Below are 17,151 nucleotides of genomic sequence, written 5' to 3' on the forward strand. Positions count from 1 at the left end.
CTGGTCAGGACGCCAGCACCCGCTCGCGGAGGGGGAGCTCGAAGCGACGCAGCGCTTCGTCGACGGCGTCGGCGGAGGTGACGAGACCGCGCTCCTCCAGCCACGGGAGGGTGCCGTCGACGAGCTGCTCCAGAACCCTGGGCAGCGACAGCGGCAGCAGGGTCACACCGTCGGCGACGCCTGCCGCCTGGATGTCGGCGATGAGTCCGGCGAGGCCGACCGGAGTTCCGATGTACTGCAACGACACCGGAGCACGCGGTGTCTCCAGGGCGCTGTCGAGGAGGGCCAGCTCCTTGCGTGCGGCGCGGGCCTCTCCGGCGATGAGCACCTCGAGGTCCACCAGGACGGTGACGCCGTCGGGGTCGCGACCGTCGGCGACGAGTTCGGCGCGGATCCGCGCGCGTTCCTGCTGCGCCTCACGCAGATCGGATGCCCGGATCCGAACGACGTTCGGCGGGAACGATGTGAGGTCGAGCTGATCCGTCGAGTCGGCGGTCAGGTCCACCCAGTAGTCCGCACCGTTGATCGGCCGCGTGCCTGCGGCGCCCTCGGCCGCCGGGTGGTGGCCCGATCCGGTCAGTTCGACGGCGACGCGGAGGGGACGGGAAACGAAGGCATTGTCTCGAGACATAGGGGTTCCTCGGGAATGACGTGTGAATGAAACGGAGCTGGAAGAACGGTCAGCTCGAACACATACCCGAGGCGGTTCGGCACAGATCGACATGCCGACGGCACCAGTGAGCAATCATTGCGCTCCCAGCCTGCGATGCCATGCGGTCATACTAGCGCGTCCTGCGAAAAACGTGTCTCCGGCACCGGATTCCACTGGCCGCTCTCGTTGGCGTAGGTCCAGCTCCGACGCCCCGCCACCAGAGTGCGCACCGCGTCGACCAGCCGATCCACGTCCTCGGAGCAGCTTCCGAGACCCACACTCACCCGCACGGCGCCGTCGGGCCTGCCGAGGCGTCCCAGCAGCGGATGGGCGCAGAAACGCCCGTCGCGAACTCCGATTCCGTGTTCGGCGGACAGGTAGGCGGCGATCTCTCCCGGCTCGAACCCGTCGATCGTGAACGTCACGATCCCCACGGTGTCGGGGGCGTCCGACCACAGCCGCAGGAACTCCAGGCCGTCGACGGAGCCGAGGCCGTCGAGGAGCCGGCCGGTGAGCGCCGCCTCGTGTTCGGCCACCGTGCCGAAGTCCAGCTCGGACAGCGCATCGCACGCGGCGGCGAGCGCCGCCGCGCCGAGCACGTTGGGGGTTCCCGCCTCGTGCCGGGCAGGGGCGGGCGCCCACTGGGTGGATTCGACGGTCACGTTCCGGACTGCTCCGCCGCCCGCGAGGTAGGGCTCGGCGGCGTCGAGCCAGTCCCGGCGGCCGACCAGCACGCCCGAGCCGAAGGGGGCATACAACTTGTGTCCGGAGAATGCGAGGTAGTCGACGCCCCACTTTTCGACATCGATGCGGCGGTGCGGTGCAAGCTGAGCGGCGTCGACGAGAATCCGTGCGCCGCAACGATGCGCCACCTCGGCGAGGGTGGCGATGGGCAGCACCTCGCCGGTCACGTTGGACGCACCCGTCACCGCGAGTAGGGCGGTGGGCTTGGAGCACAGTTCGGCGACGAGCAGGCGGACCGTCTCGTCCAGCGTGTCCGCCGCCCTCACGACGCGAGAGTTCTTCCACGGCAGCAGGTTCGCGTGATGCTCGATGTCGAGGACCACGGTGCTGCCGGGGACGCAGCCGGCGAGCAGATTCAGCGAGTCGGTCGTGTTCCGGGTGAAGACCACCACCTGGTCCTCGCCCGCTCCGACGAACCGGGCGACCGAGTCGCGGGCCTTCTCGTAGCACTCGGTCGACACTCGCGACGCGTAGCCGGCGCCGCGGTGCACGCTGGAGTACGTCGGAAGCAGTGCCGCAATTCGGTCGGTCACCTGCGCCAACGCCGGGGCACTGGCGGCGTAGTCGAAGTTGACGTAGGCGCAGTCGCCGCCCTGAACGAGCGGAACCCGCAGGTCGGAGCCCGAAACCTGGGCCAGGGGGGCAACACACACGTCAGCGGTCAATACAGCAGTCATCACGACATCCCTCGTAGTCAGGGACTCGTCGCAGGGTCGGTGCCCTCTCGGAGTCCGCGCTTGCCGGGTTCGGTATGAACCTCAGCCTGGTCGTCACCCGGAGCACCCCGCCGCGGTGGAGGGTTGCCGACCAGCTAGCCGGGGCTTGACGCTGGTACTCGTGACCTGTTTCGAAGATTGCAGGATCGACGCGCGGTTGTCAACCCGAACCCGGGAGGATCCGGCATCCGGGCGCAAGAACCCGCGTCAGTTCGGGGTCACCCCGAGGAGCGGGGCGAGCTGGTTCGCAATCGGGTTGAGGTCCAGCCTGTTCGGGTCCTTCTTCGGCTTCGAGTCCCACGGCTGCACGGTGGCGGGGTCGCCGAACACGATCCGGTTCGCACTGCGGACGCCGGTGAGACTGCCCTGCGGAGCCGCACAGGACGCCGCGGTGTTCTGCGGGAAGTCCTGCTGCGTGTCGTCGAAGTTCGGGTCCTTCCGCTTCATCTCCTCGAGGATCGCCTGGGTGCCCTCGTAGCCGACGGTGCACGACGGCGGATTGTTGGTCTCGGCCACCAGGCCCAGGTGAACGGTTCCGTCGCCGGGCGCAATGGTCGACGACGCCGCCGCCACCCCCGGCAGGTACACGAACAGGGTCTGCAGGGCCGTGGCCTGCACCGCGATCGCCTTCGTCGTGGCGGACAGGTTGGCAAGGTTCGTCGTGACACTCGGTGCGACCGCCGAGACAAGTTGCCCCAGTTGATCACTCGCCGAGTTTCCGTTGTCGATCAGCCGCCGGACGTCGGGGTCGCTGCTGCGCAGCCGATCCGCAAGCGAGTCCAGGTCGGCACTGAAATCCCTGATTGCAGAGGACTGTTCGGACTGCGTGTCCAGCACTGCGCGACTGTCGCGCACCAAAGCCATTGTCCGATCGAGCGATTCGGCGCCCGATGCCGACAGCCCGGAGAACGAATCCGCGAGCGATTGCAGGTCTTCACCCTTGCCGTCGAACGCCGCGCCGAGTTCCGTCACGACCGTGTGGAGCGCGTCGATCGGCACGGATTCCGTCAACCCCTGCGTGCCGGCAAGCAACTCTTCGACGGGCACCGGCGTCGACGCATCCTCGGCGGCGATACGGGACCCGTTCGCCAGGAACGGCCCGCGATCGGTGGCGGGCTGAAGGTCGACGTACTGCTCGCCGATCGCCGACCTGTTCGCCACGAGGGCTTTCGCGGACGCGGGAATGCCGGGTCGCACCCACGTAGACGAGGCCCATGAGGGCCACGAGAACGAATCCGATCAGCTGCCACCGGACGAGCGGCGACCTCACCGTCCACCCTCGATCCCGCGTCGAGCGAACGCCGTCCCCGCTGCGGCGAGCCGGCACCGATTCGCGAAACGACTGTTGATGGCAGCGACAGGCACAGGTACTCCGATGGCAGAGGGATACATGAGACGAACAGTTACACATATATCTAGTCCGGTAGCCGTAGCAGCGCAAACTCCGCACCACCCGCGGTGGTGCACGTCACGCGCAGGTCTTGACTGAATTTTCAGTTTGGAATATCTTCGGTACTCAACAGGACGTGATGACGGTCACCTCCGCCGAGAATGTGAGGTCCGCAGTGTCCACGAATCTCGACCCGACGACGCCCCTCGACGACACCGCCCCCTCCCCGCCGGAGGACCGTTTCGGACACGTCGAGACGATCGGCGTGGAGTACATCCCCGAAGCGGAACGCGATTCGCGACCGCTCAACATGCTCGCCGTGTTCTTCGGCGGCAACCTGGCGTTCTCGGTGATCGTGTTCGGCTGGCTCCCGATCACGTTCGGACTCGGGTTCGGCAGTGCGATCGCGGCCAGCGCGGTCGGCATCGGACTCGGCACGCTCCTCATCGCCCCTCTGTCACTTCTGGGCCCGCGCACCGGCACGAACAACACCGTGTCGAGTGGTGCGCACTTCGGAGTGAGCGGACGGATGATCGGCTCGGGGCTCACCCTGCTCTTCGCCCTCGCATACGCCGCGATCGCGGTCTGGACGTCGGGTGACGCGCTGATCGCGGCCGCCCACCGCCTGCTCGGCACGCCGGTCGACAACGGCATGCTCGCCCTGGGTTACGGCATCATCGCCGCCGAGATCGTGGCCGTCGCGCTGTTCGGCCACGGCACGGTGGTCGCGCTCCAGAAGTTCGTGCTGCCCGTCGTCGCCGCGCTGCTCCTGCTCGGTGTCTTCGCATTCGCGGGTCGCTTCGACGGCGGAGCGGGCAGCGGCGACTATCTCCTCGGCGGATTCTGGCCCACCTGGATTCTGGCCGTGGTGCTCGCCGTCGGCGGTCCGCTGTCGTATGCCCCGACGCTCGGCGACTACAGCAGGCGGATCTCCCGAGTGCGGTTCAGCGACCGTTCGATCGTCGCGGCCACCATGGCAGGTATCTTCTTCGGGCTGTTCCTGACGGCAGCTTTCGGATCGTTCACCGCGTCGACGTTCACCACGCTGAGCGACTCCTACGTTGCCGACCTGGTGGCGGAGGCGCCCGGTTGGTACGTGCTGCCGATCGTCCTCGTCGCACTCGCGGGAGGACTGGGCCAGGGCGTCCTCAACGTCTACGCCAGCGGCCTCGACCTGGAGGCTCTGATCCCCCGGTTGCGCCGCGTCCACACCACGTTGATCACGTCGGCGCTCGCGGTGGCCCTGCTCTACATCGGTGTCTTCGTCGTCGACGCCGTCGATTCGATCACCGCGATGACCCTGGTGCTCAACGGTTTCGCCGCGCCGTGGGTGGCGATCAACGTCGCTGGTTTCCTGGTTGCGAGGCGAGGGCAGTACGACGCGGTCGACCTCCAGGTCTTCAACCTGGGCCGCAAGGGTGGGCGGTACTGGTTCACCGGCGGCTGGAATCTGCGCGCCGTCATCCCCTGGGCGGCCGGATCGGTCTTCGGCGTCCTCGCCGTGGACACCTCGCTGTACTCCGGGCCCCTTGCCGACATCGCGCACGGTGTCGATGTCAGTCTTGTCGGATCGTCGGCCATCGCCGTGGCCGGCTACCTCGTCGCGCTGCGACTGTGGCCCGAACACGTGGCCCCGGTCGAGGCGCCGACGTCCTAGGACGACACGACCGAAGGAGATTCACCGATGAGCGAGCGACGCGATGCGATTCTGAAGGCCAGCGCGACGGCCATTGCCCAACGAGGCATCCGCGGGCTTCGCGTCAACGATGTCGCGGAGGTCGCGGGCGTGTCGCCGGGCCTGCTGTACTACCACTTCAAGGATCGCATCGGCCTCCTCGAGGCCGCCCTGAACTACATCAACGACCGTGCCCGCGCCTACCGCGGCGAGGGCGAGGGATCCGGCGACTCCGCCCGCGACCGCCTCACCCGCTCCCTCCTCGGCGAGATCCAGGACCGTCCCGAGGTCGTGGAGAACTCGCTGGCCTGGAACGAGTTACGCGCATCCGCCGTGTACGAGGAGGCGTTACGGGAGCCCCTCGCACGGACCACCGCCGCGTGGGTGTCGGAAATCGCCGACGCGATCGCGCAGGCGCAGGGCACCGGTGAGATCGCCCCCTCCCTCGACCCCCGGCGCACCGCGGTCACCATGACCGCCCTCGTGGAGGGCCTGTCCGGGCGGTGGCTCTGCAAGGAGATCTCCACCGAGGACGCCCGCTCCCATCTGCTCGGCGCGATCGACGTCGTGATGTCCGAGCCCACCCACCACTCCGATCCGACCCACCACATTTCCGACACCCCCATCACATCCAGACCGAAGGAATAACGATGACCATTCGCACGATCACCGCACTGCCCGCTCCGTCCTCACCGGCGCGCTTCACCGAATCCGCCCGCACGCCGCTGCGGGTCGGGCTGGTGCAGCACCGCTGGCGTCCCGATGCCGACGCACTCCGCACCGAGCTGACCGACGCGATCGGCGAGGCCGCCGCCCTCGGCGCTGCCGTGGTGTTCCTGCCGGAACTCACGTTGTCGAAGTACCCCGCCGACACCCGCGCGACCGGGACCCCCGGCCGCGACGCCGAGAACCTCACGACCGGGCCCACCTACACTTTCGCGGCCGCCGCCGCTGCCCGGCACGGGGTCTGCGTCCACGCCTCCCTCTACGAACGAGCCGACGGCCCGGACGGTCTCGGCTTCAACACCGCCATCCTCGTGTCCCCGTCCGGTGAACTGCTCTCCCGGACCCGCAAGCTGCACATCCCCGTCAGCGCCGGCTACTACGAGGACACCTACTTCCGCGGCGGTCCCGCCGACGACGCCTATCCCGTCTACCGCCCCGCCGAACTGAACGGTGCCGCACTCGGTTTGCCGACGTGCTGGGACGAGTGGTTCCCCGAAGTCGCGCGGATGTATTCACTCGGCGGCGCCGAGATCCTCGTCTACCCCACCGCGATCGGGTCGGAGCCGAGCGCCCCGTCTTTCGACACCCAGCCGATCTGGCAGCACGTGATCGTCGGAAACGGCATCACCAGTGGCACATTCATGGTGGTCCCGAACCGCTGCGGCAACGAGGGCGGCATCGACTTCTACGGTTCCTCGTTCATCTCCGACCCGTACGGCCGGGTGCTCGTGTCGGCGCCCCGCGACGAGGAGGCGGTCCTGGTGGCCGATCTCGACCTCGATCAGCGGAAGGACTGGCTCGATCTCTTCCCGTTCCTGACCACCCGCAGGCCGGACACGTACACCCGGCTGACGGATCCCGTGGACCACGAGCACCCCTACGGGCTCCCGACGACCGTATCGGCCGCGGAGACCCGGTCATGACCTGGCGTATGCCCAGCGAGACCGAACCTCAGGAACGGGTGTGGATGGCGTTCCCGCCCCTCGGGGCCTCGATGACCGCGACAGCGGACGACGCGCACGAGGCGCGGACCGCGTGGACGGCCGTCGCCCACGCGATCACCGAATTCGAACCGGTCACCATGGTCGTCGATCCGGCGGACCGGGACGTCGCCCGGCAGTACCTGTCCCCGGACGTCGATGTGGTCGAGGCTCCCCTCGACGACGCCTGGATGCGCGACATCGGACCCACATTCGTCCTCGACGAGAACGACCGCCTCGGTGCCGTCGACTGGACGTTCAACGGCTGGGGACAACAGGAGTGGGCCACCTGGGACTGCGACCGGTCGATCGGCGCGGCCGTCACCCGGTGGTCCGGTGCCCAGCCGGTCCCGTCGTCGATGGTCAACGAGGGCGGCGGGATCCAGGTCGACGGTCACGGCACCGTGCTCGTCACCGAGACCGTGCAACTCGACCCGCTGCGCAACCCCGGCCTGGACGCGGCGGGAGTCGAGGCCGAACTCGCGCGCACGATCGGCGCCGAGCACGTCGTCTGGCTCCCCCGCGGCCTCACGCGGGATTCCGAGAAGTTCGGCACCAAGGGCCACGTCGACATCGTCGCGGCGTTGCCCGCACCCGGGGTGGCTCTCGTGCACTCCCAGCGCGACCGATCCCACCCCGACCACGAGGTGACCGCCGAGATCCTGAAAGTTCTCTCCGACAGCCGTGACCGTTCCGGTGCGTCGTGGCGGATCGTGGAGGTGCCTGCCCCGACGGTCCTGCGTGACGAGGAGGGCTGGGTGGATTACAGCTACATCAATCATCTCGTCGTCAACGGCGGCGTCATCGCGTGCGGCTTCGACGACCCCCACGATGCCCTCGCCCGCGACATCCTGTCGAGCGTCTACCCCGGTCGCCGCGTCGTCACGGTCGACGCCCGGCAGATCTTCGCGCGGGGCGGCGGCATCCACTGCATCACCCAGCACCAGCCTCGCGGCCGGATCTAGCGGGCACTGTTCTCACTGTCCACTTCCGCGAGCCGCCTCGCCAGGAATCGCCGGGTCGGTTCGTTCGCCGCCAGGCCGATCGCGGCGCGGTACTCCGCTCTCGCCTCCGCGGGCCTGCCCGCTCGGCGCAGCAGGTCGGCGCGCGTCGCGTGCACGGTGTGCGTCCGCGCCAGCCTCGGCTCCCCGGCGAGTGCGTCCAACTCGGCGAGGCCGGCGTCGGGGCCGTCGCGGAAGCTCACTGCGACAGCGCGATTGAGACGGACTGCAGGTGAGTCACCGTACGTCCCGAGTTCGTCGTATCCGGCGACGACGGCGTTCCACTCGGTGGCCGCCCAGTTCGGCGCCGTCGCGTGGGCGGCCGCGATCGTGGCCTGCGCGCTGTACGGACCGCCTCCCCTGCGCCGTGCGGCCCGCAGGCACACGACGCCTTCCTCGATCTTCGCCCGGTCCCAGCGCCGACGGTCCTGGTCCTCGAGGGAGACGAGATCGCCAGCGCCGTCCGTTCGCTGGGCGCGCCTACTGTCGTGAAACAGCATGAGCGCCATCAGCGCCCACGCCTCACCCTCGTCCGGCATCAGCTCGCACAGCAACCGGCCGAGCCGCAGCGCCTCCTCGCAGAGTTCGTCCCGGATCGCGGTGTCGCCCGACGTCGCCGAATAGCCCTCGGTGAACACCAGATAGATGCAGGCGAGCACCTGCGGGGTGCGCTCCGGCAGCAGATGGTCGGGCGGGACCCGGAAGGGGATACCGGCGGTCCGGATCTTCGACTTCGCGCGGCTGAGCCGTTGGGACACGGTCGGTTCCGGGGCAAGGAACAACCGGGCGATCTCCGCGGGCCTCAGCCCGGCCACCAGGCGGAGGGTCAACGCGACCTGCGACTCCGGGGACAGCGCGGGATGGCAGCACGTGAACATGAGCCGCAACTGGTCGTCACGCACCGGCCACACCTCTTCCTCGTCCGGAGGCGGAACGAGCCGCGCCGCATCGTGCTCCTTGTCGCCGCGCAACGACTCCCGGCGCAACCGGTCCAGGGCCCGGTTGCGTGCGACGGTCGTGATCCAGGCTCCCGGGTTCCTCGGCAGCCCCGCCTCCGGCCAGCTGCGGATCGCCTCGGCGAACGCCTCCTGGACCGCATCTTCCGCGAGGGACAGGTCGCCGACCATCCGTGCCACGGTCGCCAGCGCCCGACCGGACTCCTCCCGGAAGACGCGGCCCAGCGTGTCGCCGTCCATTACTCGGTGTAGGCGACGATCTGCCGGAGTTCGATGCAGCCCTTCGGCGTCACCGGGATCTTCGCCGACAACGCGATCGCGCTCTCCCGGTCGTCGGCCGCGAGCACGTACAGGCCGTTCGCGACCTCGGCTGTCTCGGCGAAGGGGCCGTCGGTGAGAAGGAGTTCCCCGTCCCGGACGCGGATCGTCGTCGCGGAGTCCGGCGGATAGAGGGCGCCGCCGCCACGCACCGCGGACCCGGCGAGGCGACCGAACTTCTCGTGCTCGGCCATTCCCTCGTCCCACTGGGGTGTGCCCGGCGCCACCGCCGCCGCCACCGGTTCGCGGAGCAGCGCCATCCAGCAGCCCTTTTGATCGGTCACGGGCATCCACTCGAACATCGGCCACAACTCGATGATCGCCTCGGGGATGTGCCGCGCCACATTCAGCACCTCGTCCAGGTCCGGTCCCTCGAGGACGTAGAAACCACCGATCACCTCCGCGGTCTCCGCGAACGGACCGTCCGTGATCAGTGTGCGGCCGCCCTCGTTCCGGATGGTCGCCGCCTCCGCGCTCGGATACAGGGCACCACCTCCGACGATCGCGGAGCCCGCTCTTTCCGTGAACGCCTGGTGGCGCGCAACGGCCACCGCGAACTCCGGACTGTCCGGTGCCCACTCGGTGGCGTTCTTCTCGTCCGCCAGCAATGCCAGGTAGTACATGAGGTCATCCTTCCTCTAATCGAAGGAACCCGGGTGCTCCTTCTGACCAGACGACGAAGAAGAGAAGCGAACTTCTACATGCGCGGTGCGAGAACCGGCAACTGCGGGTGAAGAATGGTCGAAGAAGCCCTACCGACCACCAACTGTTCACCATCTGGCCACTTGATCGTGAGATAACGAGCCGTACGCACCACCACCCGCTCAGAGAAGGAATTCTGGATTGTCTCTCCAGTCGCCGACGGATTCGGACCTGTCGCTCCGTATACCCCGGGAATTCCTCCGCCGTGAATTCGCACCGGCGCCGCGCACACTCGTCGACATCCTGGTCGCGACGGCCGAGGCGAACCCCGAAGCCCCGGCGATCGACGACGGCTCGACGTCGCTCACCTACCAGGAACTGCTCGAGGAGATCCGGCAGACCGCGGAGGTCCTGGCCGAATCGGGAGTCGGGGCCGGCGATCGCGTCGGAATCCGCATGCCGTCCGGATCCTGCTCGCTCTACGTCGCGATCCTGGCGACGCTCGCCGTCGGCGCCGCCTACGTGCCGGTCGACGCGGACGACCCCGAGGAACGCGCCGAACTCGTGTTCGGTGAGGCGCAGGTCCGGTGCGTGATGACCGGCGCCGGGATCACCGCAGGCACCGCCCCCGACAGGGCCGAGTCGCCGAGCGCCCGTCCGCCGACCGTCGACGACGACGCCTGGATCATCTTCACCTCCGGTTCCACCGGCACCCCCAAGGGGGTCGCGGTGAACCATCGCAACGCGGCGGCGTTCGTGGATGCCGAAGCCCGGATGTTCCTGCAGGAAGACCCGATCCGGCCCGGCGATCGGGTGCTGGCCGGACTGTCGGTCGCGTTCGACGCATCCTGCGAGGAGATGTGGCTCGCGTGGCGTCACGGCGCCTGCCTCGTGCCCGCACCCCGGTCCCTGGTGCGCAGCGGCATGGACCTCGGCCCGTGGCTCGTCGCGCGCGACGTCAGCATCGTCTCGACCGTGCCGACCCTCGCGTCGCTGTGGCCCGCCGAGGCCCTCGAGGCCGTGCGCCTGCTGATCTTCGGCGGCGAGGCCTGCCCACCGGAGCTCGCGGAGCGACTCGCCGTCGACGGACGCGAGGTATGGAACACGTACGGGCCCACCGAGGCGACCGTCGTGGCCTGCGGCGCCCTGATGGACGGCAGGAGTCCGGTCAGCATCGGTCTCCCGCTGGACGGCTGGGACCTCGCAGTGGTCGACGGAACCGGTGAACCCGTCCCGGAGGGCGAGGTGGGCGAACTGGTCATCGGCGGCGTCGGCCTGGCCCGGTACCTCGACCCGGATAAGGACGCCGAGAAGTACGCCCCGATGCCGACACTCGGCTGGGACCGCGCGTACCGCAGCGGCGACCTCGTCCGCCTCGACCGCCGCGGACTGCTGTTCCAGGGTCGCGCGGACGATCAGGTGAAACTCGGTGGCAGGCGGATCGAACTGGGAGAGGTCGACAACGCCCTGCAGAACCTTCCCGGCGTCGGCGGCGCCGCCGCGGCCGTGCGCCGGACCGGAGCCGGGCACCAGATCCTCGTCGGCTATCTGGCCAGCACCAACCCCGACTTCGACCTCAAGGCGGCGCACACCGCGCTCACGGAGCAACTCCCGGCGGCGCTGGTTCCCCGGCTGGTCCTCGTCGACGAACTGCCCACCCGCACGTCGGGCAAGGTCGACCGGAACGCCCTGCCCTGGCCCCCGCCGGGTATCGACGATGCCGCGGAGAAACTGGGCCTCGAGGGCACACAGGCCTGGGTCGCGGGGCTGTGGACGGCGATCCTCGGTGCCGAGATCACGGGCCCCGACGACGACTTCTTCGAGCTCGGCGGCGGATCCCTCTCGGCAGCCCAGCTGGTCACGGCACTGCGCGAACGGTTCCCCGAAGTGACGGTCGCGCAGCTCTACGACCATCCGAGGCTCGGTTCGCTCGCGGAATACCTCGACGAGCTGGCGCCGATCGACGCCGCCGAACCCCGCATCGTCACGCCGACTCCGCGTCGGAGCCAGCTCGCGCAGATCGCGGCCACGGTTCCGCTCACCACGCTCACTGGCCTGCAGTGGGTCACGTGGCTGGCCATCGCGAACAACGCCTTCTCGTGGTTCACGACGGTGTCGTGGGCGCCCACGGTGTCGTGGTGGTGGATTCTGCTCGCGTTCTTCGTGTTCATCAGCCCGGTCGGCCGGATGGCGATCTCGGTGATCGGCTCACGGATCCTGCTGCGCGGACTCGAGCCGGGAACGTATCCCCGAGGCGGCAGCGAACACCTGCGACTGTGGGTGGCGTTGCGCCTGACCGAGGCCAGCGGCGCCGCGAACCTGTCTGGCGCGCCGTGGATGCTCTACTACGCGCGGGCGCTCGGCGCCAAGGTCGGCAAGGGGGTCGACCTGCACACGCTCCCGCCGGTCACCGGCATGCTCGAACTCGGCGACGGTTGCTCCATCGAACCCGAGGTCGACCTGTCGGGGCACTGGGTGGACGGCGACGTCGTCCACATCGGTGCGATCAAGATCGGTCCGGGTGCGTCGGTGGGAGCCCGGTCCACGCTGATTCCCGGCGCCACCATAGGCCGAAACGCCGAAGTCGAGGCCGGTTCCGCCGTGTTCGGACGCGTCAAGGCCAATCAGCACTGGGCCGGTTCACCGGCGGTCAAGGTCGGCAAGGCCGTCCACCCGTGGCCCGAGGAGACCCCGCGCCGCGCGGCTTACTGGGTTCCCGCGTTCGGCGTGACGTCGATGCTCATCGCCGGACTGCCGATCTTCGCCCTCGTCGCCGGCATCGTGGTCATCGGCTGGTGGATCCGCGACGCAGGCACGATCGGATCCGCCGTACTCCAGTCGCTGGTGATCCTTCCCGTCGCGACGCTCGTCAGCCTCGCCGTGTTCGCCCTCCTCACCGTCGTGTCCGTCCGGCTGCTGTCCATCGGGCTGCGTGAGGGCTACCACCCGGTCCGCAGTCGCATCGGCTGGCAGGTGTGGGCCACCGAACGACTCATGGACTCCGCCCGCACGTTCCTGTTCCCGCTGTATGCGAGTCTCCTGACGCCGGGATGGCTGCGGTTGCTCGGCGCCCGGATCGGCAAGAACGTCGAAGCGTCGACCGTCCTCATGCTGCCGAAGTTCACCACCGTGGCGGACGGCGCGTTCCTCGCCGACGACACGATGATCGCGAGTTACGAACTCGGCGGCGGCTGGATGCACATCGAACACGCGAAGGTCGGCAAGCGCGCCTTCCTCGGCAACTCCGGGATGACCGGACCCGGTCGGCGCGTGCCCAAGAACGGCCTCGTCGCCGTGCTCTCGGCCACGCCGTCGAAGGCGAAATCCGGTTCCTCCTGGCTGGGCAGTCCCCCGGTCCGGCTCCGCAGGGCGCCCGGCGACGCCGACGCCTCCCGCACATTCCGTCCCCCGGTCCGGCTCAAGATCGCCCGTGCGGTCGTGGAGACGTGCCGCCTCATCCCGGTGACGGTGACGTTCGGAATCGGCCTCGGCGTGCTGTTCGCGCTGCAGGTGATGGCTCACCACATCGGCTTCTGGCTCGCGGCGCTGGCCAGCGGTGTCGTCCTCCTCGTCGCGGGCGCGGTCGCCGGGCTGATCTCCGTGATCGCGAAGTGGCTGGTGGTGGGTCGGATCGGGAAGATCGAGCACCCGCTGTGGAGTTCGTTCGTGTGGCGGAACGAGGTGTCGGACGCCTTCGTGGAGACCGTCGCCGCACCCTGGTTCGCCCGTGCCGCCACCGGCACCGCCGTGCTCAACGTCTGGTTGCGGGGTCTCGGCGCCACCATCGGCAAGGGCGTGTGGTGTGAAACCTATTGGCTCCCCGAGGCGGATCTCGTGACGCTGGGCGACGGCGCGACCGTGGAACGGGGGTGTGTCGTGCAGACTCACCTGTTCCATGATCGGATCATGTCCATGGACACCGTCATCCTCGGGGCCGGCGCCACCCTCGGGCCGCATTGTGTCGCGTTGCCCGCCGCCCGGATCGGCGAAGGCGCCACGGTCGGCCCTGCCTCACTCGTCATGCGCGGCGACACCGTGCCGCAGTCCACGCGCTGGCAGGGGAATCCGATCGCCCCCTGGGCGGCGAGGTGAAGTCCGAGAAGGGGATCGACGAGCCGGTCGACCCGTACCTCCCCCAGAACGGCAACCGCGGATACCGGGTGTCCCGGTACGAACTCGACCTCACCTACAAGGTTCACAGCAACCGGCTGACAGGCAAGGCCACGATCACCGCGGTCACCACCGAGGCTCGCTCGCGGTTCGCCCTCGATCTGGCGGCCAACCTGCACGTCACGAAGGTCGCGACCAACGGTTCCCGGAACACGAAGTGGCTGCACCGGAACGGCAAGCTGATCGTCACGCCCGCGCAGACCGTCCCCGCGGGCGGCGCCCTCGTGCTCACCGTCCAGTACGGGGGTTCGCCGAAACCGATCCGCAGTGTGTGGGGTGAGGTCGGCTGGGAGGAGTTGTCCGAGGGCGCGCTCGTCGCCAGTCAGCCCAACGGGGCGGCGTCCTGGTTCCCGTGCGACGACCACCCGAGTTCGAAGGCCAGTTACCGCATCGCGATCACGACCGATTCGCCGTACTACACGGTGGCCAACGGTGCGCTGGTCAGCAAGCAGACTCGGGCCAGCCAGACGACGTGGGTGTACGAGCAGACCGAGCCGATGGCGAGTTATCTGGCCACCATCCAGATCGGGCCGTACGAACGCCGGAGCCTCGGTTCCGGCGGTGTCCCCATGTTCGCCGTCCATCCGCCTCGATTGCGCGCGCCGTTCGACGTGGACTTCGGCCGGCAGCCTCAGATGATGGACGTGTTCTCCCGATTGTTCGGCCCGTACCCGTTCGCCGACTACACGGTGGTCGTGACGGACGACGAGTTGGAGATCCCGCTCGAGGCGCAGGGGCTGTCGATTTTCGGCGCCAACCATTGCACCGGCCGGCGCTGGTCCGAACGCCTGGTGGCGCACGAACTGGCTCATCAGTGGTTCGGCAACAGCCTGACGCTCGGCCAGTGGCGCGACATCTGGCTGCACGAAGGCTTCGCCTGTTACGCGGAGTGGATCTGGTCGGAGAACTCCGGTGGACATTCCGCGCACCAGCTCGCCCTGCAGGCGCATCAGGGCCTGTCCCGCAAACCGCAGGACCTGGTGATCGCCGATCCGGGACCGCAGCTGATGTTCGACGACCGCGTCTACAAGCGCGGCGCTCTCACACTCCACGCTTTGCGACGCCGGCTCGGCGACGACAAGTTCTTCGGGTTGCTTCGGCAGTGGACGCTGGCCCATCGCCACTCGACCGTCACGAGCGAGCAGTTCACCGACCTGGCCACCCACTACACCGACGAGCCGCTGCGCCGGCTGTGGGATTCCTGGCTCGGCGAGAAGACCCTGCCGCCGATGTGAGCTGCGGTCACTGCGGGTTCGGCAGGTGCGCGCGCCACTTCGTGAGTGCGAGCGCGAGGCAGCCGGCGGCTGCGACCGCGCCGAAGACGAACATTCTCGGGTACGTCACCGCCGGGAACGTCTCGGACAGGTAGGCCATCACGGCGGGTGTCCCGAATCCCAGGTAGGTGAGCGAGTAGAAGACGGCGGTCAGTCCGGCGAGGTCGTCCGGTCCTGCGATCCGCTGAATCTCCTGCAGTCCGGACACCATGGCCATGCCGTATCCGCAGCCGAGCACGACGGCGGCGGCGAGCGCGAGCGGAACGGTCAGCGCCGACGCTGCGACGGCGGCGACGCCCATTCCGGCGAGGACGACGACGAGTGACACCACGACGGCACGCGCGTTGCGGGGGGTGTCGATTTTGCGGCCGAGTGCCTGGATCGCGAATCCCGCCCCGAGGCCGACCGCGCACATGAGCGCCGAGAACGCGAGCGGCAGCCCACCGGTGTTCCCGGACATCAGCGACGGCAGCACCGCGTAGGCGGCGGCCGCCGTCCCGAACACCCACGGTGCGAGCGGCGCGATCACGAACAGGAATCGCTTGTGTGCGGCGGACGGGATCGCGAGGTCGCGGGCGAGCGAGACGCGCTCGGCGACCGGCTGGGCCGCGCGGGTCTCCGGGGCCCGCCACAGTGCGACGGCAGCGGCGACGGCGATCGCGCTGTGCACGACGTACGACAGGACGCTCGGCAGTGGCGCCCACTGCGCGAGAACGCCGGCGACGCCCGCGCCGAGGCCGAAGCCGCCGGTCAGACTCATCGCTGCCCGTCGCGCACCGGCACCGTCCGTGACCGTGGGATCCCACGGCGCGGACGACAGTTCCTTCACCCAGCTGCCACCGACGGCCATGCCGAGGCCGAGCGCGATACCGCACAGGGCGCGGCCGACGATGAGCATCGCCGCGGAGTCGGCGCCGAGGGCCAGGAGCGCGGAACCGGCGATCGTCAGGAACGGTGCCGGGAGCAGGATCGGCCGCCGTCCCAGCCGGTCGGAGAGGGGTCCGCCGAGGAGCAGGGCGGGCACGATCCCGACAACGTAGGCGAACAGGAACAGATCGACCGTGACCGGGGAGAAACCGTGGTCGGCGCGGTACATGCCGAGGAGCGGCGTGAATTCGTTGCCGCCCCACGCGACCGCGAACATGGTCGCGGCCACGAGCAGCCAGGCGCGGGGCGACGCGAGGGCCTCCGGCGCCTCCCTCGGGGATTCGCGGACGACGGTCATCGCGCAACTCCTCTCGGGTTGAGGGCGTGGACCTGGCGCATGTGGACGAGTACGGCGGTGTCGTACCCGGCGACGTCACCCGCCTCGACGAGTTCGGTCAGCTGCTCGTGGTCGGCGATGATCCTGGGCAGCTGTCCCGGGTCGCGGGTGATCGAGTGTGCCGTCATGCGGCGCTGACGCTCGCGAATGCTGGAGTAGAACGTCGCGAGCAGCGGGTTCTCGCCGGCCTCGACGATCATCCGATGGAAGTCGGCGTCGGCCGCGCTGAAGGCGGCGACGTCGCCGCGCTCGGCGATCGTCCGCTGCTCCGCGAGGTTCTCGCGCAGGCGGGCGACGAGGAGTTCACGGGCGTGTGGCTGGTCGGCCAGCACCCGGACGCTGTGCGTCTCGACGAGTTGCCGGGCGTCGACGACGTGCTCTGCCTCGCCGTCGGCGACGGGCACGATGAGCGCGCCGCGCTTCGGGTAGAGCCGCATCCAGCCCTCGGCCTCGAGCCGGAGGAACGCTTCGCGCACCGGGGTGCGGCTGAGCCCCATGCGTCCGGCGATCTCGCCCTCGCTGATCAGCTCACCGCCGGGCAGACCGCCCGACAGGATGAGCTCTTTGACCTCGCGATAGGCCTGCTCCGCGGCGGAATACAACATAGACACAAGATGTATTTATACTCCGGAGACGGATTCGG

14 protein-coding genes and 1 riboswitch are annotated in these 17,151 nt (G+C 69.1%); of the genes, 6 read left to right on the top strand and 8 right to left on the bottom strand.

Annotation, left to right across the window (positions count from 1 at the left end; all coding sequences use genetic code 11):
- Positions 1-4: 4 nt before the first annotated feature.
- From WKC72_RS38775 to WKC72_RS38790, 4 genes are all read right to left on the bottom strand, one after another.
- The gene (locus tag WKC72_RS38775) at positions 5-631 is read right to left on the bottom strand and encodes a hypothetical protein (RefSeq protein ID WP_037242358.1); all 627 of its coding nucleotides are present in this window, start codon (positions 629-631) and stop codon (positions 5-7) included.
- Positions 632-680: 49 nt separating this feature from the next.
- A complete protein-coding gene (locus WKC72_RS38780) occupies positions 681-773 on the bottom strand; it encodes a putative leader peptide (protein ID WP_368681489.1) in 93 nt (30 codons plus the stop codon).
- Positions 774-777: 4 nt separating this feature from the next.
- Positions 778-2,073, bottom strand: coding sequence for an aminotransferase class V-fold PLP-dependent enzyme (locus WKC72_RS38785; protein WP_037242361.1), 1,296 nt, complete (start codon positions 2,071-2,073; stop codon positions 778-780).
- Positions 2,074-2,124: 51 nt separating this feature from the next.
- A riboswitch (SAM riboswitch) is annotated at positions 2,125-2,239 on the bottom strand.
- Positions 2,240-2,319: 80 nt separating this feature from the next.
- Positions 2,320-3,309 (bottom strand): mammalian cell entry protein, encoded by a 990-nt coding sequence (locus WKC72_RS38790; RefSeq protein ID WP_370181406.1) that lies wholly within the window; start codon positions 3,307-3,309, stop codon positions 2,320-2,322.
- A 368-nt stretch (positions 3,310-3,677) separates the two neighbouring features.
- Between WKC72_RS38790 and WKC72_RS38795 the strand changes: the two genes are divergently transcribed.
- The 4 genes from WKC72_RS38795 to WKC72_RS38810 are packed head-to-tail and all read left to right on the top strand — an operon-like array spanning position 3,678 to position 7,848.
- A complete protein-coding gene (locus WKC72_RS38795) occupies positions 3,678-5,159 on the top strand; it encodes a cytosine permease (RefSeq protein WP_037242518.1) in 1,482 nt (493 codons plus the stop codon).
- Between the two features lie 27 nt (positions 5,160-5,186).
- Positions 5,187-5,825: a TetR/AcrR family transcriptional regulator gene (locus tag WKC72_RS38800; protein ID WP_112302037.1), complete on the top strand. Its 639-nt coding sequence runs from the start codon at positions 5,187-5,189 to the stop codon at positions 5,823-5,825.
- A 2-nt stretch (positions 5,826-5,827) separates the two neighbouring features.
- Positions 5,828-6,826: a nitrilase-related carbon-nitrogen hydrolase gene (locus tag WKC72_RS38805; protein WP_037242364.1), complete on the top strand. Its 999-nt coding sequence runs from the start codon at positions 5,828-5,830 to the stop codon at positions 6,824-6,826.
- Positions 6,823-7,848: an agmatine/peptidylarginine deiminase gene (locus tag WKC72_RS38810; protein WP_370181407.1), complete on the top strand. Its 1,026-nt coding sequence runs from the start codon at positions 6,823-6,825 to the stop codon at positions 7,846-7,848. The genes WKC72_RS38805 and WKC72_RS38810 overlap by 4 nt, the downstream gene beginning before the upstream one ends.
- Here the strand turns inward: WKC72_RS38810 and WKC72_RS38815 are convergent.
- Together WKC72_RS38815 and WKC72_RS38820 are read right to left on the bottom strand one after the other, a co-directional pair.
- Positions 7,845-9,080, bottom strand: a complete 1,236-nt coding sequence (locus WKC72_RS38815; RefSeq protein ID WP_370181408.1) for an RNA polymerase sigma factor — start codon at positions 9,078-9,080, stop codon at positions 7,845-7,847. The genes WKC72_RS38810 and WKC72_RS38815 overlap by 4 nt on opposite strands.
- On the bottom strand, positions 9,080-9,781 hold the full coding sequence (locus tag WKC72_RS38820) for a YciI family protein (RefSeq protein ID WP_037242369.1): 702 nt from the start codon (positions 9,779-9,781) through the stop codon (positions 9,080-9,082). The genes WKC72_RS38815 and WKC72_RS38820 overlap by 1 nt, the downstream gene beginning before the upstream one ends.
- 220 nt (positions 9,782-10,001) lie before the next feature.
- Here WKC72_RS38820 and WKC72_RS38825 point away from each other — a divergent pair, with 220 nt between their 5' ends.
- Complete coding sequence (locus WKC72_RS38825; RefSeq protein WP_370181409.1) at positions 10,002-13,892, top strand: Pls/PosA family non-ribosomal peptide synthetase; 3,891 nt, start codon at positions 10,002-10,004, stop codon at positions 13,890-13,892.
- On the top strand, positions 13,889-15,205 hold the full coding sequence (locus WKC72_RS38830; protein ID WP_174233891.1) for a M1 family metallopeptidase: 1,317 nt from the start codon (positions 13,889-13,891) through the stop codon (positions 15,203-15,205). The genes WKC72_RS38825 and WKC72_RS38830 overlap by 4 nt, the downstream gene beginning before the upstream one ends.
- 7 nt (positions 15,206-15,212) lie before the next feature.
- Here WKC72_RS38830 and WKC72_RS38835 read toward each other — a convergent pair whose 3' ends face one another.
- Both WKC72_RS38835 and WKC72_RS38840 read right to left on the bottom strand, forming a co-directional pair.
- The gene (locus WKC72_RS38835; protein WP_370181410.1) at positions 15,213-16,469 is read right to left on the bottom strand and encodes an MFS transporter; all 1,257 of its coding nucleotides are present in this window, start codon (positions 16,467-16,469) and stop codon (positions 15,213-15,215) included.
- A complete protein-coding gene (locus tag WKC72_RS38840) occupies positions 16,466-17,113 on the bottom strand; it encodes a GntR family transcriptional regulator (RefSeq protein WP_268791835.1) in 648 nt (215 codons plus the stop codon). The genes WKC72_RS38835 and WKC72_RS38840 overlap by 4 nt, the downstream gene beginning before the upstream one ends.
- Positions 17,114-17,151 lie beyond the last annotated feature (38 nt).

Source organism: Rhodococcus wratislaviensis (assembly GCF_041228765.1).
GTDB classification, from domain to species: domain Bacteria; phylum Actinomycetota; class Actinomycetes; order Mycobacteriales; family Mycobacteriaceae; genus Rhodococcus_F; species Rhodococcus_F wratislaviensis.

Bases quoted from the DNA above. Each gene is read 5' to 3' on its own strand.
- WKC72_RS38835 (WP_370181410.1), bottom strand. From the start codon at position 16,469: ATGACCGTCGTCCGCGAATCCCCGAGGGAGGCGCCGGAGGCCCTCGCG.
- WKC72_RS38785 (WP_037242361.1), bottom strand. From the start codon at position 2,073: ATGACTGCTGTATTGACCGCTGACGTGTGTGTTGCCCCCCTGGCCCAG.
- WKC72_RS38820 (WP_037242369.1), bottom strand. From the start codon at position 9,781: ATGTACTACCTGGCATTGCTGGCGGACGAGAAGAACGCCACCGAGTGG.
- WKC72_RS38800 (WP_112302037.1), top strand. From the start codon at position 5,187: ATGAGCGAGCGACGCGATGCGATTCTGAAGGCCAGCGCGACGGCCATT.
- WKC72_RS38775 (WP_037242358.1), bottom strand. From the start codon at position 631: ATGTCTCGAGACAATGCCTTCGTTTCCCGTCCCCTCCGCGTCGCCGTC.
- WKC72_RS38810 (WP_370181407.1), top strand. From the start codon at position 6,823: ATGACCTGGCGTATGCCCAGCGAGACCGAACCTCAGGAACGGGTGTGG.
- WKC72_RS38815 (WP_370181408.1), bottom strand. From the start codon at position 9,080: ATGGACGGCGACACGCTGGGCCGCGTCTTCCGGGAGGAGTCCGGTCGG.
- WKC72_RS38805 (WP_037242364.1), top strand. From the start codon at position 5,828: ATGACCATTCGCACGATCACCGCACTGCCCGCTCCGTCCTCACCGGCG.
- WKC72_RS38840 (WP_268791835.1), bottom strand. From the start codon at position 17,113: ATGTTGTATTCCGCCGCGGAGCAGGCCTATCGCGAGGTCAAAGAGCTC.
- WKC72_RS38780 (WP_368681489.1), bottom strand. From the start codon at position 773: ATGGCATCGCAGGCTGGGAGCGCAATGATTGCTCACTGGTGCCGTCGG.